Here is a 15,305-nt window from a genome sequence, read left to right on the forward strand (position 1 = left end):
GGAGGCAGGCGATGACGGAAGTCCAGAAGCTCGCACGTTTCGTAACCGGGACCCGGTTCGGCGATCTCAGCGACGCCGCGCTGGCACAGCTGCGGATCCGCGTTCTCGACACCATCGGCGTGGCGATCGCCGCGCTGGATGCCGAACCGACGATGGCGATACGCGGGCTCACGGAGCGCCTAGGCGGCAATGGCGAGGCCACCCTGATCGGCGGCGGGCGCTCGGCCCCGGACCGCGCGGCCTTCCACAACACCGCACTGAGCCGGTACCTCGATTTCATGGACAGCTACCTCGCCGCCGGCGAGACCAACCACCCCTCGGACAACCTCGGTGCCATACTCGCCGCGGCGGAAAGCGCCTGGGCCGACGGCCGGACGTTCCTCACCGCCCTCGCCTGCGCCTACCAGGTGCACACGCGGCTCTCCGACGTGGCACCGGTGCGCGGCCACGGCTTCGATCACACCGTTCAGGGCGCCTACGCCGTCGCTGCCGGCGTCGCACGAGCGCTCGGACTCACGCCGGAGCAGACCGCCAACGCCATCGCCATTGCCGGCACCGCCAACAATGCGTTGCGGGTGACCCGCACCGGGGAACTCTCCCACTGGAAGGGCCTGGCGTATCCGCAGGTCGCGAAGGAGGGCACGTTCGCCGCACTGCTGGCCCGCGCCGGAATCACCGGGCCGGCACAGGTATTCGAGGGCAACAAGGGATTCAAGCAGACCATCGCCGGCGACTTCGACATCGACTGGGCGGCGGAGGACCTGGAAAGCGTACGCCGCACCATCGTCAAGAAGCACAACGCCGAGATCCACTCGCAGTCCGCCCTGGATGCCGCCATCCGGATCACCGGCCGCCCGGGGTTCGATCCCGCCGCCATCCGGGAGGTGGCGGTCACCACCTTCCAGGTCGCCTACGACATCATCGGCGGCGGCGAGGAGGGCGACAAGCGCCGTATCCATACCAAGGAAGAGGCCGACCACTCGCTGCCGTACATGGTCGCCGTGGCGCTGCTCGACGGCGAGGTGCAGCCGGATCAGTACGCCCCGGCGCGTATCCGCCGCGACGACGTCCAGCAGCTGCTTCAGCGGGTGACGGTACGGCCCGATCCGGACTATTCCGCGCGCTTCCCCGCGGAGATGCCGAGCCGCGTGGACGTCACCCTCCGGGACGGCAGCGTGCTGAGCGCAGAGACCGCCGCGTACCGCGGATTCCACACCAATCCGCTGGAATGGGGCGACGCGGTGGCGAAATTCGGCCGCCTGGTAACCCCGTTTACCGGTGCATGGCTGCGGGATCGCATCGTGGACACCCTCGCCACGCTGGAACAGCGCCGGGTCGGCGAGCTTGGCGCGCTGCTCGCCCGGGTGCCGGGCACACGCCCGGCGGAATCAGGCAACGCCGCGGCGGGGGAACGCCCGTGAGCAGCGGCCCCGCCGGTGTCAGCCGTGAGCGCCGGCCACACCGCCGGCGACGGTGACGAGCGCGAACACCAGCAGGAGCACGTGCAGGTGGTGCATGCGCGCGAGCCGGGACGGCAGGTCCCGCTCCAGCGGGCCGGACATGATCCGCCGCAGGACCCCGGTGGGCCCGAGGACGAAGAGCATGAGGAAGAACAGCGTCCACAGGGCGATCATCGCCCACAGCCACCAGAAGGCCGGCTCGCCGAGGACACGCCAGAGCTGCAGGCGGTAGAGCATCCAGCCGCCGGAGGCACCGACCGTCAGCACCGCCACGCGCACCTGCGGTGCGAAGCGCCGCTCGACCGCATGGAAACGCTCCAGCGCACCGTCCGGATGGCGGCGCAGGTGGGGCAGGACAACGGTGGTGACGAGCGCCATGCCGCCGACCCACCAGACGACGCCCAGCACGTGAAGCACAATGGCCACGGTGATGTCGGACACCGGCGATCCTCCTGATCGCACCTTATCATTAACCCGGCCGGCAGCGGCGGGCGCGCCCTGCCGGCGGACGCAGGCATCCCGGCCGATGGCCGGGTCATAAGGAGTATATTCAGGTTTTCTATAAGAGGGAAACCGTCCGGGCCCGGGCCGCGGTCAGGCGGTGGGCGGCGCCGGCGTACCGGCGGGGGCCGCAGGCCGGTCTCCGGCCAGCACCGCCTCGGCGAGCGCCAGGTCCGCCGCCGAGTCCACGTCCACCCCGGCCCGCGCCCAGGGCAGGATCACCGCACCGACGCTGACCCCGAGACGGCGCGATAGGGTCTCCAGCGCCGCCTCCAGGCTCAGCCGCCCGAGGGCGTAGCGCGCCACCGCCGTGGGCCCGACCGCACCCAGCACCACCTGCCAGGGGCGCTTGCGACGCGCCTCCACCCGCTGCCAGTAGCGCACCAGCGAACGCCCCGCCGGCGTCGGGAAGGCGAACAGGTTCGTGCCGCAGACGGCGGCGTCGCTGAGCCGGGTGACCGTTCGGCGCACGCCGGGAAAGGCCGCCGCTACCGTGTCGTACTCCACCAGCCCCACCACGGCGTCCCAGCCCCCGGCCGCAGCCGCCTCGGTGAAACCGTCGATCATCCCCGCGGTCAGCAGGGCGTGGTCACCGGTGGTCACGAGGGCCGGGCGCCCCCCGCCGAGATGGGTCAGCCCCGCCTCGGCACTCGCGCTCGGCCCGGGTTGCGGGGCAATCCAGTCGACGGCGCCGGCGTCGATGCGCCCACGCAGCTCGCCGCTACCCGCCAGCGCCGGCGCCGGCGGACCGCACAGCACGGTGCACGTCGCAGCCGGACTCGCCGCGAGCGCGTCGAGCACGCGCAGGACCATGGGGCGGCCGGCCACCGGCGCGAGGACCTTGCAGGCGGACCCGGTGGCGGCAGCCACCGGGTCCGCGGGCCCGCGGTCGGCGGCCAGGACGACGGCATCGAAGGGCTCCGGCGGTGCGGCGCCGGCCCGGGCACGGATCACCCGGGCGCTCACGCGATGGCCTTCCGGTAGAGGCGGTAGCGCTTGTAGGGCTCGCCCCCGAGGCGTTCCAGGATCTTGCGCATGCCCGCGTTGTCATCGAGGATCCAGGACAGCTCGGCCCAGCGGATGCCCCGCTCGAGATAGGCGGACTGCGCCCCGGAGATCACCGCGAAGGCGAGCGCCGCCCCGAGGGGCGAGTCCTGGTAGCACCGGCGCACCCCCATCAGCGGCACACGCCCGCGGGTCGCGGCACCGCCGCGCAGGCGGCGGATCAGGCGCAGCCAGCCGAACGGCAGCAGCCGCCCGTCCAGGTCGGCGATGAGCTCGTTGAGGTCCGGCAGGCCGACGATGAACGCCGCCGCCTCGCCGTCCACCTCAGCGATGCGCACGAGATCGTCGTCGACCACCCAGCGCAGGACCTGGCCGAGCTCGGCGAACTCCTCGGCGGTGAAAGGCACGAAGCCCCAGTTCCGCGACCAGGCGTCGTTGAAGATCCCCCGCAGCAGCTCCAGCTCCCGACCGAGTTCGCGGCGGCGCAGCGAACGCAGCCGCACCCGCTCGCCGAACCGGCCCAGCAGGGCGGTCATCGCCGGCGGATGACGGAAACCCGTGTCGATACCGTAGGCAATCAGGTCCTGGGCGGGGCGGTAGCCCTCCGCCTCCAGGCGCGGCGCGTACCAGCGCCGGCCGTGGGGCATCATCACCGCGGGCGGGGTCTCGAAGCCGTCCACCAGCAGGCCGCATTCCTGGTTGATCGAGAAGCTGAACGGCCCGGTGACCTCACGCACGCCCTGGGCGGCGAGCCACTGTTCCGCCGCCGCGACCAGGGCGCGGAAGACCGACGGATCGTCTTCCGCCTCCAGCAGCCCGAAATGACCGGTGGCGCCGTAGCGCGCCTGGTGCAGGGTATCGACCTGCGCGGAGATGCGCCCGACCGGGCGGCCGTCACGCATCGCGACCCAGCCCTGCCAGCGCCCGTGGTGGAGGAAGGGATTCTGCCGGGAGTAGTGCAGGCGGCGCTCCAGCCACAGCGGCGCCACCCAGGCGGGATCGTCGCGGTAGACCTCGGCGGGCACCTGCATGAAGGCGCGCAGCCCGGCGCGTCCGTCCGCACGGCGCAGCTCGGGGGCACCGGACGTACCGGCTGCCTGCCCCGGTGTACGGCCGTCCTCCGCGTCCGCGCCGGTAGCCGCCGGGGCCGCACTATCCTCCAGTGACATGGTCAGGTGTCCCGATACATACAATTATGTTGGCAATCATGGCACACTTGCGTGTCATCGATCAGTCATCTACGTGCGGACGGTCCGCACCGGACGGCATCACGGGCATGAGCGAACGAATGGACGGCGTCGACGGCACTGAGTGGAACGCCACGATGCGCAAATTCGGCGCACCGGATACGTGCATCCGCAACTACACCCACTGGAGCGTACTCCTTCGTCCCCGTCAGGCGACACTGGGTGCCCTGGTGCTGGCGGCACGGGAGCCGGCGCAGGCGTTCCCGGAACTCAGCGCGGCGGCCTTCTCGGAGCTGCGCGGGGTCACCGCCGACATCGAGCAGGCCCTGCAGCGGGCGTTCTCCTACGAACGCCTGAACTACCTCATGCTGATGATGGTCGACCCGGACGTGCACTTCCACGTCCTCCCCCGTTACCCCGAGCCGCAGACCTTCGACGGCCGGGAGTTCGAGGATCGGGGGTGGCCCGGCCCCCCGGACCTGTCCCACGTCAACGAGACAAATGAATCAGCCAATGCCCGCATCATCGAACACATCGCGAGCTGCTGGCCCTGACGGCCCGGGCGCCGCGACGCCGACCGTCAACACGGTACCGCTCAATCCAGGGTCCTTTGCCACGCTCGCCGAGGCGCTGGACTACGCGGCGGAGGGACACACCGGGCTGAACTTCCATGACGCCCGCGGACGACTCACCGAGGCCGTGCCCTACGGCGAGCTGCGCCGGCGCGCGCTGACCACCGCCCGGCGCCTGATCGGGCTGGGGATGCAGCGCGGCGAGCGCGTCGCGGTGGTCGCCGAGACCACCTCGACGTTCCCGGAGGTGTTCTTTGCCTGCCAGTATGCCGGGCTCGTGCCCGTCGCGCTGCCGGTGTCCCTGAACCTGGGTGGCCGGCAGGCCTACGTGGACCAGATCCGCGGGCTGCTGGAACAGGCCCGGCCGGGCGTCGCCCTGGCCTCCGAGGCGTTCAAGCCCTTCCTCGACGAGGCCGCCTCGGGGATCGCGGGTGTGGGGCTGCACACCCCGGAATCCCTGGCGGGCCTCGAACCGGCGGAGGCGACACCGGAGCCCACGCGCCCGGAGGAGATCGCGTACCTGCAGTTCACCTCCGGGAGCACCCAGGCACCGCGGGGCGTGGTCATCCGTGCCGAGGCGGTGATGAGCAACCTCCGGGGCATCGTGCGCCACGGCCTCGGCATCCATGCAGGCGACCGCTGCGCCTCCTGGCTGCCCTTCTACCACGACATGGGCATGGTCGGGCTGCTCCTCGGCCCGCTGGCCTCCCAGCGCTCCGTGGACTACATGGGCACCCGCGACTTCGCGGTGCGCCCCGTCCAGTGGCTGCGGCTGATCAGCCGCAACGGCGGCTCGGTCGCCTTCGCGCCGCCGTTCGGCTATGACCTCTGCGCCCGACGCGTGCGCGACAGCGACGTCGAGCAGCTCGACCTCTCGCGCTGGCGGGTCGCCGGCGTGGGCGCGGAGCTCGTCCGCCCGGAGCCGCTGCGCCGCTTCGCCGAGCGCCTGGCGCCGGCGGGCTTCGGCGAACACGCCTTCCGCGCCTGCTACGGCCTGGCGGAGGCCTCGCTGGCGGTGACCTTCGCGCCGGCGGGCGCCGGACTGCAGATCGACCGTGCCGACGCCGAGGCGATGGCCGCGGAGGACATCGCCCGCCACCCCCGCGAGGGCGGCGAGGTCCGCGAGCTCGCGGTCTGCGGCGAGGTCCTGCCCGGACACGAGGTCGTCATCCGCGAGCGCGACGGCACCCCGCTGCCCCAGGGCCATATCGGCCACGTCACCGTGCGCGGCCCGAGCCTGATGAGCGGCTACTACAACGACGAGTCCGCCACCCGCAAGGCCCTGGATCCCGATGGCTGGCTGTACACCGGCGACCTCGGCGGGCAGGGGCTGGTGATCACCGGCCGGCACAAGGACCTCATCATCATCAACGGGCGCAACCTCTGGCCCGAGGACCTGGAGCAGGCCGTCGAACGGGAACCGGACGTGCGCACCGGCGACGTCAGCGCCTTCGCCGTCGACGACGACGGGGGCGAGCGCGTGGTGCTGGTGCTGCAGTGCCGGCTGACCGGCAGCGAGGCGCGCACCGAGCTGCGCGCGAGGGTCCAGGCACGGGTGCAGGCGCACTTCGGCGTCTCCCCGGAGGTGGACCTGGTCGGCGCGCACACACTGCCGCGCACCTCCTCCGGCAAGCTCTCGCGCTCCCGCGCCCGCCAGGACTACCTCGCCCGGCAGGCGGCGCGGGCGCCGGAACCGGCGCAGACCGGGAGCTGAGCCCCGGCGATGTCCGGCACCGTCGCGCTCACCGGCGCCACCGGTTTCATCGGCTCCGCGCTCCGGCGGCGCCTGCTCGCCGATGGCTGGCACGTCCGTGCCCTTGCCCACCGCAGCGCACCGGTACGCGACGGCACCGAGTGGCTGCAGGGCGACGTGCGCGACGAGGCCGCCGCCGAGCGCCTGGTCGACGGGGCGGACGCGGTCGTCCACTGCGCGGGTACTGTACGCGGTGCCTCGGCACGGGCATTCGAGACGGTCAACACCGGCGGCACCGCGACGCTGGTGCACGCCGCGGCACGGCGCCGGCCGTGGCCGCGTTTCCTGCTGCTCTCGTCCCTGGCCGCGCGTGAGCCGGGTCTGTCGTGGTATGCACACAGCAAGCGCCTGGCCGAGGACTGCCTGACGGGCAACGCGGACGTGATGCCGTGGACCATCCTGCGACCGACCGCGGTCTACGGCCCCGGCGACCGGGAGATGCAGCCGCTTTTCGACGCCATGAACCGGGGCATACTGCCGGTACCCGGCCGCCTGGACGCGCGGATAACGCTGCTCCACGTCCGCGACCTGGTCGCGGCGATCCGCTGCTGGCTCGCCCAGCCCCAGCCGCCGCGCGGGCTGTTCGAGCTGCACGACGGCACCGCGGACGGCTACGGATGGGGCGACATCGCGCGGATCGCCGGCACTGCCCTGGGACACCGGGTCTGGCGGGTGCCGCTGCCGGGGTTCGCCCTGTACACGGTGGCATCGGTCAATCTGGCCCTCGCCCGGGCGTTCGGCTACGCGCCGATGCTCACGCCGGGCAAGGTCCAGGAACTCCGCCACCCCGACTGGCGCTGCGACATCGCGCGCTATACCGAGGCCACCGGATGGCGCCCGAGCATCCGTCTGGCCGATGCCCTGCGCCCGGGCACCGATACGTGCCTGGCGCACCACGACTGCTGAAGGTCCCCATGAACCACAGCTATCAACAGATACTGGAAACCCTGACCGGGCAGATCCGCACGCTCGCCGAGGAGGACGTCACTATCGGGGAGGACACCGATCTGCTCAGTCACGCCGGCCTCGATTCCGTCAACGTCATGGACCTGGTGATGCAGATCGAGGACGAGTTCGACGTCGTCGTCCCGGTCAACGCCCTGGCCGACATCCGCACCCCCGGCCAGCTCGCCGCCCTGATCCAGACCCTTGAGGAGGACGCCTGAATGGCCCTGCTGGACAAGTTCGACACGCTGCGCCGCGAGCGCGAGGCGCTGCTGTCCACCGGCATCGATCCATTCGACACCCCGATCGAGTCGGTGCTCTCCCCCACCGAGGCCCGTATCGACGGCCGCCGGGTCATCCTCGCCGGGACCAACAACTACCTGGGCCTCACCTTCGAGCCGGAGTGTGTCAGTGCCGCCGAGACGGCGCTGCGGGAGCACGGCACGGGGACCACGGGCTCACGCATGGCCAACGGCAGCTACGACGGTCACCGGCTCCTCGAGGAGGAGCTCGCGGACTTCTACGGCAAGGCCCACGGGATGGTGTTCTCCACCGGCTACCAGGCCAACCTGGGCATGCTCTCCAGCCTTGCCGGGCCCGGTGATGTGATCCTCATCGACGCGGACTGCCACGCCAGCATCTACGACGGCTGCCGCCTGAGCGGCGCCGACATGGTGCGCTTCCGCCACAACGACACGGCAAGCCTGGAGAAACGCCTCAAGCGCCTCGGTGAGCGCGCCTCGCGCACGCTGATCGTGGTCGAAGGGCTCTACAGCATGCTCGGCGACACCGCGCCGCTCGCCGAGATCGCCGCGCTCAAGCACGCCTACGGCGCCTACCTGATGGTGGACGAAGCGCACTCCCTCGGCGTCTACGGCCCTCAGGGCGAGGGCGTGACCGCCTACGCCGACGTCGGCGGGGACGTCGACTTCATCGTCGGCACCTTCAGCAAGAGCCTCGCCGGCATCGGCGGGTTCTGCGTCAGCGACCACGAGGCCCTGGAGCAGGTACGCTACGCGAGCCGCCCCTATATCTTCACCGCCTCGCCGTCGCCGTCGGTGATCGCCTCCACCCGCGCCGCGCTGCGCCAGCTGCGCGATCGCCCGGAGCTGCGCGAGCGCCTGTGGGACAACGCGGACGCACTCTACCGGAGCCTCACCGATACCGGCTACCGGGTCGGCCCGGAACTCAGCCCGGTGGTGGCGGTGCTGCTCGACACCCGCGAGGAGGCGCTGGCACTGTGGCACGGCCTGCTCGAGAACGGCGTCTACGTGAACCTCGTGTTCCCACCGGCCACCCCGGACGGCAAGTCCCTCGTGCGCTGCAGCGTCAGTGCCGCGCACACCCCGGAGCAGATCGAGTGGATCGGCGAGGCATTCGCCTCGCTCGCCGAGGACGGGAGCGCACAGCGCGCCGGCGGACGGGGCTGACCCCGCCATGACCGTGGCCGCAGAGGGGGGCGACGCGCTCGAGACGCTGGTCGCCGGTCGGCTGGAGCGCCCCCCGCCGGCGGCGGTGGCAGCCGTCGCGGACGCGCTCGCGGAACGCCTCGGCGACAACCTCCTGGCCGTGATCGCCTACGGCTCCTGCCTGCGCGACGTCGACCCGGCGGACGGGCTGATCGACCTCTACGCCATCGTGGACGGCTACCGCGGCGCCTTCGGGCGCCGCTGGCTGGCTCCGGTCACCGCCGCGCTGCCGCCGAGCGTGTTCTACCTGGAGCAACGCCACGAGGGGCGCACGCTTCGTGCCAAATACGCCGTACTCTCCCGCCGTCAGCTCGCCCGCGGCATCGGGCGCTGGTTCCACCCCTACGTCTGGGGCCGCTTCGCCCAGCCGGCGGTGCTCGCCTACCGGCGCGACCGGGCGGCCGCCGGCGCGATCACCGCGCTGCTCGCCCGGGCCGTGCCACGCCTCATCGACGAGACCGCCCCGATGCTCCCCGGCACCTTCGACGCGGAGAGGCTATGGGCCCGCGGGCTCGCGCTGAGCTACGCCACCGAGCTCCGCCCCGAGCGCCCGGACCGCGTCCGCGGGCTCGTTGACCACGACCGCGACCATTACCGGGCGCTGACCGAGGCGGCCCTGCCCCGGCTCGACGGCCGGCTGCGCCGCGACCCGTCCGGCAGCGGCTACCACTGCACCGCCGGGCCCTGGCGCCGGCTCCGCGCCCGCACGGCCTGGCGCGCACGCCGCCTCCAGGGGGCGGCCCTGTCGATACTGCGCCTCGCCAAGGCCAGCGCCACCTTCGACGGTGGCCTGGATTACGCCGCCTGGAAGCTCGAACGCCACACCGGCGAGCGCGTCGAGCTCTCCCCCCGGGTACGGCACCACCCCCTGATCTTCGGCTGGGGCGTGCTCTGGCGACTGCTGCGCCGGGGCGTGCTACGCTGACGGCGTTTCACGGGATCGCGCCCATGCACGCGCTGGACATCGACACCTTTCCCCTGTCCGGGCTGCGGCTGATCGAGGCGAGCGCCGGGACGGGCAAGACCTTCACCATCGCCGCGCTCTACCTGCGCCTGCTGCTCGACGCCGAGCCGGCGCTCGGTCGCGACCTCGACCTCCGCGACATCCTGGTGGTCACCTTTACCGAGGCCGCCACCGAAGAGCTGCGCGAGCGCATCCGCCGCCGCCTGCGCGGGGCCGCGGACGCCTTCGCGGCGGGTGAGGCGCCCGGAGACGACCCGGTGCTGCAGGGGCTGCTTGCCCGCCGCGACGACCACGCCGACTGCGCCCGGCGGCTCTCGGAAATGCTCACACGCATGGACGAGGCCCCGATCCACACCATCCACGGCTTCTGCCACCGCACCCTGCGCGAGAACGCCTTCGAGAGCGGCTCGCTGTTCCGGGCCGAGTTCATCGCCGACGAGCACCACCTGCGCCGCGCCCTCGCCGAGGACTTCTGGCGCCGCCGCTTCTACGGCTGCTCCGAGGCCTACGCCCGCTGGGTGCGTTCCGAGTGGGCCACGCCCGAGGCGCTGCTCGCCGCGGTGAAGGGCTATCTCGACCGCCACCGCCTGCGCGTGATCCCGGAGCCGGACGACGACGCCCTGGCCGCGCTGGAGCAACGCTTCGAGGCGACCGCGACGCGCGCGGCAGGGCTGTGGCGGGAGGCCGGCGACGAGGCCGTGGCCCGGCTCCACGAGGCCGCCGCATCGAAGGTCCTGAGCGCCTCGGCCAGCGCCTACCGGGCCGACCGGCTGGCCGCCCTCCGGCCGCTGTGGGCGACGTGGTTCGACGCCCCGCACCTGCCGCTGCCCGCGGGGTTCGAGCTGCTCACCCCGCAGACCCAGGCCGGCCACGTGCTCAAGGCCGCGGCCCGCCGCGGCACCGAACCGCCGGCCCACCCCCTGTTCGACGCCTGCGGCGAGCTGGCCGCGCTCGCCGCCGAGCTCGCCGGGGCCCGGCGCATCCAGGTGCTCCACGACGCCCTCGACTGCCTGCGTGAGGGGCTGCGCGAGCGCAAGCGCGCGGAGCAGGTGCTCTCCTTCGACGACCTGCTCACCACCCTGGCGGACGCGCTGCGCGGGCCCCACGGCAGCGCCCTTGCCGACGCCGTGGCCCGGCGCCATCCGGTGGCTCTCATCGACGAGTTCCAGGACACCGACCCGGAGCAGTACACGATCTTCCAGCGCATCTACGCCGGCCGCGAGGGCTGCGGGCTGTTCATGATCGGCGACCCCAAGCAGGCCATCTACAGCTTCCGCGGCGCCGACATCTTCACCTACCTGCGTGCCCGCCGGGGCACACCGGCGGACGGCGGCCGCTTCACCCTGGCCACCAACTGGCGCTCCACCGACAGCCTGGTCCGCGGCATCGACGCCCTGTTCCGGCGCAACCCGCGGCGCTTCATCTTCGACCAGGGCATCGACCTGCCGGCGGTCACCGCCGCCGGCCGCGCCGACGAGCGCCCGCTGACCATCGACGGCGCCACGCCCACCGGCCTGCGGGTGTGGTTCCACGAGCGCGGCGAGAAGGAACGCACTATCGCCAAGGGCCGCGCCCGGGAACGCCTCGCCGGGGCCTGCGCGGCGCGTATCGCCGGGATGCTCGCCAGCGCCGACGCGGGCCGCGCCCGGCTCGGCGACGAGCCCCTGCGCGCCCGGGACATCGCCGTGCTGGTGCGCAGCCACAGCGAGGCGGAGGCGGTGAAGAGCGCCCTCGACGCCCGCGGCGTGGCCAGCGTCCACCACAGCCGCGAGAGCGTATTCGCCACCGAGGAGGCCCGGGAGCTCGGCCACATCCTCCACGCCGTCGCCGAGCCCGAGGACGAGGGCCTGCTGCGCGCGGCGGTGTGCACGCGCCTGATCGGCCTCTCCGCCGCGGACTTCCACGAGGCACTGCGCCTCGGCCCGCCGTGGGAGGCGCGCCTGGAGCGCTTCGCCGGCTACCGCGAGCGCTGGGACCGGCGCGGCGTGCTGCCCATGCTGCACACGCTCATGCACGAGGAGGGGATGATCCGCCGGGTGTTCGCGCTGCCGGACGGCGAGCGGCGCATGACCAACCTCCTCCACCTCGGCGAGCTGCTCCAGGAGGCCGCCACCGAGCACTACGGCGTGACCGCCCTGTTGCGCTGGTTCCAGGAACAGCTCGACGACCCCGGCGCCGCCGGCGAGGCCGCCGAGCTGCGGCTCGAGAGCGACGCCGAGCTGGTGAAGATCGTCACCATCCACAAGAGCAAGGGGCTGCAGTACCCGGTCGTCCTCCTGCCCTTCATCGCCCTCGGACGCGCCCCGGACGACGCGGCGGCGCCGCTGTTCCACCCCGGCGACGACGAGCTCGTGCTCGACCTCGGCTCCGCCGAGCTCGACGCCCACCGGGCCCAGGCCTACCGCGAGGCCATGGCCGAGGAACTGCGGCTGCTCTACGTCGCCCTCACCCGCGCCTCGCACCGCTGCGAGCTTGCCTGGGGCCGTTACAACGACGGCGAGCATGCCGGCCTCGCCTACCTGCTGTTCCCGCCGCCGGACCCGGACGGCGCGCCCCCGGTGGCCGAGCTCCCCGACGACGACGCCGCCCTGCGCGCCCCGTGGGAGGCCCTGGAGGCGGAGCACGGCGGCATCGTCACGGTGACCGCCCTGGACGACGGCGGCGGCGACGCCGGCACACCGGCCGCCGTGGGCCCGCCCGGGCGCGGACAGGCCCTGGCGCTGGACGGCCATGTCCGCCAGGGCTGGCGGCTGAGCAGCTACAGCGGTCTGCTCACCAGCCATGCCGGCCAGCTCATCGAGCAGCCGGACCACGACGCCGGCGACGAGGCGGAGCCGGCGGCGGCCGACACCCCCGGCGAGGGCATCCACGCCTTCCCCCGCGGCGCCCGGGCGGGCACCTTCTTCCACCGGGTGCTGGAGCTCGCGGACTTTACCGACCCGGACGACCTCGCCGGCCACGTCGCCCGGCTACTGCCCGCCTACGGCTTCGACCGCGACTGGGCGGCCACGGTCACCGGCCACCTCAGCGGCGTGCTGGCCACGCCGCTGGACGACAGCGGCGTCACCCTCAGCGCCCTCGACCGCGGCCAGCGCCTGGACGAGCTGGCGTTCTTCTTCCCCGTCCGGGACGTGGGCGCCGCAGAGCTCGACGAGGCGCTCCCCGAGGTCGGCGACGGGCGCCGCCCGGCGCTCACCTTCGGGCGGCTGCAGGGCATGCTCAAGGGCTACATCGACCTGGTCTTCGAGCATGACGGGCGCTACTTCGTCGTGGACTACAAGTCCAACCACCTGGGCGGCAGCGCGGCGGCCTACACCCCGGCGCGCCTGGCCCGCGCCGTGGCCGCCAGCCGCTACGACCTCCAGTACGCCCTCTACGCCCTGGCGGTGCACCGCTTCCTGCGCAGCCGGCTGCCGGACTACGACTACGACCGCCACTTCGGCGGCGTGCGCTACCTCTTCCTCCGCGGCATGACGCCGGCACAGGGCCCGGCGACCGGCGTGTACCGCGAACGCCCGCCGCGTGCGCTCATCGAGCGGCTGGACGCCCTGTTCAGCGGCGACACGGAGGCCGCCTGATGGACCCGCGCCTGCGCGCCGCCGTCGATGCCCGGACACTGCGCCGGCTGGACGCCCATTTCGCCGGTTTCGTCGCCGGGCTCGCCGGCGAGGGCGGCGACGACGCCCTGCTCGCCGCCGCCGCCCTCGCCAGCCAGCAGCTCGGCGAGGGCCACATCTGCGTGGACCTCGCCCGCCACGCCGGGCGCACGCTGTTCGCCGACGCCGCCGCGGAGGGCCCGGGGATCGCCGCACCGGGACTGGCGGCGTGGCGCGACGCCCTGCAGGCCTCGCCGGCGGTGCAGCCCCCGGGCGGCCTCGCACCGCTAGTGCTCGACGGCGACCGGCTCTACCTGCGCCGCTACTGGTGCTTCGAGCAGGACCTCGCCCACGGGCTCGTGGCCCTCGCCGGCCACGACCACCCGGTGGACGACGCCCTGCTCCGGGACGGGCTGGAGCGCCTGTTCCCGCGGCCCGACGACGGCGTGGACTGGCAGCGGGTGGCCGCCGCCGTCGCCGTCCGGCGCGGCGTGACGGTGATCTCCGGCGGCCCGGGCACCGGCAAGACCCGCACGGTCAGCCGGGTGCTCGCGCTGCTCGCCGAGCAGGGCCTGGCCGGTGGCTCGGCGCCGCGCATCCGCCTCGCCGCACCCACCGGCAAGGCCGCGGCACGGCTGACCGAGTCCATCACCGCGAGCCTGCCCGGGGACGCGGCGCTGCAGTCGCCGGCAGTGCTGGAGGCCATCCCCCGGGAGGCGGTCACCCTGCACCGGCTCCTGCGGGCCCGGCCGGACCGCGCCCGCTTCGGCCACGACGCCGACAATCCGCTGCACCTGGACGTGCTGCTGGTCGACGAGGCCTCCATGGTGGACCTGCCCCTGATGGCACGGCTGGTGGACGCCCTGCCCCCGGGCGCCCGGCTGGTGCTGCTCGGCGACCGCGACCAGCTCGCCTCCGTGGAGGCGGGCGCCGTGCTCGGCGACCTGTGCAGCGGCGCGGAGGGCTACTCGCCGGGGATGCGGGACTGGCTGGCGGCGGTCACCGGCGAGGCCCTGCCCGCCGGCACGGCGACCGCCTCGCCCCTCGCCGACGGCGTCGCCTTCCTCTACCGGAGCTGGCGGTTCCGCGACACCGCCGACGGCCCGCCGGGCATCGGCACCCTGGCCCGGGCGGTACGCGACGGCGAGGGGGAGACCGCGGCGGCGCTGCTCACCGCGGCGGACGATGTCGCGGACGGCGAGCTCGCCCACCGTCACGTGGACGCCACCGCCCTGCCCGCCACGCTGGCGGAGGCCGTGGTGCCCTTCTTCCGGGGGATCGCCGGCGAGGCGACGCCGGCGGACGCGCTGAGCGCACTGGGGGCGCTGCGCGTGCTCTGCGCCCTGCGCGACGGGCCCTTCGGGGTCAACGCGGTCAACCACGCGATACGCGAGGCCCTTGGGCCGACGGCGCTGGAGCGCTGGTACCACGGTCAGCCGGTGATGGTCGCCAGCAACGACTACGCCCTCGGCCTCGCCAACGGCGACGTCGGCGTGGTCTGGCGCACACCGGAGGGACTGCGGGCGCACTTCCCCGACGCCGCCGGGGGCGTGCGCGACTTCGCGCCCCAGCGCCTGCCCGCCCACGAGTGCGTCTACGCCATGACCGTGCACAAGAGCCAGGGCTCGGAGTTCGAGCGGGTACTGATGATCCTGCCGGACGAGCCCACGCCGGTGCTCACCCGCGAGCTGATCTACACCGGCCTGACCCGGGCGCGCCGGCACGCCACGGTCTGGGGCGATCCCGCGGTGCTGCGGGAGGCGGTCAGCCACCGCCCGACCCGGCGGGCCTCCGGCCTGGCGGCGGCGCTGCGGGCGCATGCACCGGACGCCGCCGGGCCGGGCGGGGACTAG

At 73.5% G+C, this 15,305-nt stretch carries 12 protein-coding genes; 9 read left to right on the forward strand and 3 right to left on the reverse strand.

Annotation, left to right across the window (positions count from 1 at the left end; genetic code table 11):
* Window positions 1-11: 11 nt before the first annotated feature.
* Window positions 12-1,421, forward strand: a complete 1,410-nt coding sequence (locus tag ACEZHJ_RS17365) for an MmgE/PrpD family protein (RefSeq protein WP_163140040.1) — start codon at window positions 12-14, stop codon at window positions 1,419-1,421.
* 18 nt (window positions 1,422-1,439) lie between these two features.
* Here the strand turns inward: ACEZHJ_RS17365 and ACEZHJ_RS17370 are convergent, their stop codons facing one another.
* The 3 genes from ACEZHJ_RS17370 to ACEZHJ_RS17380 form a co-directional block, all read right to left on the reverse strand.
* Window positions 1,440-1,901, reverse strand: a complete 462-nt coding sequence (locus ACEZHJ_RS17370) for a hypothetical protein (RefSeq protein WP_163140038.1) — start codon at window positions 1,899-1,901, stop codon at window positions 1,440-1,442.
* Between the two features lie 153 nt (window positions 1,902-2,054).
* Window positions 2,055-2,927, reverse strand: coding sequence for a nucleotidyltransferase family protein (locus tag ACEZHJ_RS17375; RefSeq protein WP_375036733.1), 873 nt, complete (start codon window positions 2,925-2,927; stop codon window positions 2,055-2,057).
* Window positions 2,924-4,135: an N-acetyltransferase gene (locus tag ACEZHJ_RS17380; protein WP_240466175.1), complete on the reverse strand. Its 1,212-nt coding sequence runs from the start codon at window positions 4,133-4,135 to the stop codon at window positions 2,924-2,926. The genes ACEZHJ_RS17375 and ACEZHJ_RS17380 overlap by 4 nt, the downstream gene beginning before the upstream one ends.
* A 107-nt stretch (window positions 4,136-4,242) precedes the next feature.
* On the opposite strand from ACEZHJ_RS17380, the gene ACEZHJ_RS17385 reads away from it, so the two are divergent.
* The 8 genes from ACEZHJ_RS17385 to recD are packed head-to-tail and all read left to right on the forward strand — an operon-like array spanning window position 4,243 to window position 15,305.
* Window positions 4,243-4,707 (forward strand): HIT family protein, encoded by a 465-nt coding sequence (locus ACEZHJ_RS17385; protein ID WP_240466174.1) that lies wholly within the window; start codon window positions 4,243-4,245, stop codon window positions 4,705-4,707.
* Window positions 4,667-6,439 (forward strand): fatty acyl-AMP ligase, encoded by a 1,773-nt coding sequence (locus ACEZHJ_RS17390; protein ID WP_375036734.1) that lies wholly within the window; start codon window positions 4,667-4,669, stop codon window positions 6,437-6,439. The genes ACEZHJ_RS17385 and ACEZHJ_RS17390 overlap by 41 nt, the downstream gene beginning before the upstream one ends.
* Before the next feature lie 9 nt (window positions 6,440-6,448).
* Entirely contained in the window at window positions 6,449-7,384 is a 936-nt protein-coding gene (locus tag ACEZHJ_RS17395; RefSeq protein WP_163139411.1) for an NAD(P)-dependent oxidoreductase, read from the forward strand.
* Window positions 7,385-7,392: 8 nt separating this feature from the next.
* A complete protein-coding gene (locus ACEZHJ_RS17400) occupies window positions 7,393-7,644 on the forward strand; it encodes an acyl carrier protein (RefSeq protein WP_018716716.1) in 252 nt (83 codons plus the stop codon).
* On the forward strand, window positions 7,645-8,853 hold the full coding sequence (locus tag ACEZHJ_RS17405; RefSeq protein ID WP_163139409.1) for an aminotransferase class I/II-fold pyridoxal phosphate-dependent enzyme: 1,209 nt from the start codon (window positions 7,645-7,647) through the stop codon (window positions 8,851-8,853).
* Between the two features lie 7 nt (window positions 8,854-8,860).
* Window positions 8,861-9,817, forward strand: a complete 957-nt coding sequence (locus tag ACEZHJ_RS17410) for a hypothetical protein (protein WP_163139407.1) — start codon at window positions 8,861-8,863, stop codon at window positions 9,815-9,817.
* 23 nt (window positions 9,818-9,840) lie between these two features.
* Window positions 9,841-13,434 (forward strand): exodeoxyribonuclease V subunit beta, encoded by a 3,594-nt coding sequence (recB, locus tag ACEZHJ_RS17415; protein ID WP_163139405.1) that lies wholly within the window; start codon window positions 9,841-9,843, stop codon window positions 13,432-13,434.
* Window positions 13,434-15,305 carry an exodeoxyribonuclease V subunit alpha gene (gene recD, locus ACEZHJ_RS17420; protein ID WP_163139403.1) on the forward strand — a complete coding sequence of 624 codons (1,872 nt, stop codon included), beginning with the start codon at window positions 13,434-13,436 and terminating at the stop codon, window positions 15,303-15,305. Before recB ends, recD begins: the two co-directional genes overlap by 1 nt.

Origin of the sequence: Arhodomonas sp. KWT2 (genome assembly GCF_041949875.1) — a bacterium.
Taxonomy (GTDB): Bacteria; Pseudomonadota; Gammaproteobacteria; order Nitrococcales; family Nitrococcaceae; genus Arhodomonas; species Arhodomonas aquaeolei.

Bases quoted from the DNA above. Each gene is read 5' to 3' on its own strand.
- ACEZHJ_RS17395 (WP_163139411.1), top strand. From the start codon at position 6,449: ATGTCCGGCACCGTCGCGCTCACCGGCGCCACCGGTTTCATCGGCTCC.
- ACEZHJ_RS17390 (WP_375036734.1), top strand. From the start codon at position 4,667: ATGCCCGCATCATCGAACACATCGCGAGCTGCTGGCCCTGACGGCCCG.
- recB (WP_163139405.1), top strand. From the start codon at position 9,841: ATGCACGCGCTGGACATCGACACCTTTCCCCTGTCCGGGCTGCGGCTG.
- ACEZHJ_RS17365 (WP_163140040.1), top strand. From the start codon at position 12: ATGACGGAAGTCCAGAAGCTCGCACGTTTCGTAACCGGGACCCGGTTC.
- ACEZHJ_RS17400 (WP_018716716.1), top strand. From the start codon at position 7,393: ATGAACCACAGCTATCAACAGATACTGGAAACCCTGACCGGGCAGATC.
- ACEZHJ_RS17410 (WP_163139407.1), top strand. From the start codon at position 8,861: ATGACCGTGGCCGCAGAGGGGGGCGACGCGCTCGAGACGCTGGTCGCC.
- recD (WP_163139403.1), top strand. From the start codon at position 13,434: ATGGACCCGCGCCTGCGCGCCGCCGTCGATGCCCGGACACTGCGCCGG.
- ACEZHJ_RS17405 (WP_163139409.1), top strand. From the start codon at position 7,645: ATGGCCCTGCTGGACAAGTTCGACACGCTGCGCCGCGAGCGCGAGGCG.
- ACEZHJ_RS17385 (WP_240466174.1), top strand. From the start codon at position 4,243: ATGAGCGAACGAATGGACGGCGTCGACGGCACTGAGTGGAACGCCACG.
- ACEZHJ_RS17380 (WP_240466175.1), bottom strand. From the start codon at position 4,135: ATGTCACTGGAGGATAGTGCGGCCCCGGCGGCTACCGGCGCGGACGCG.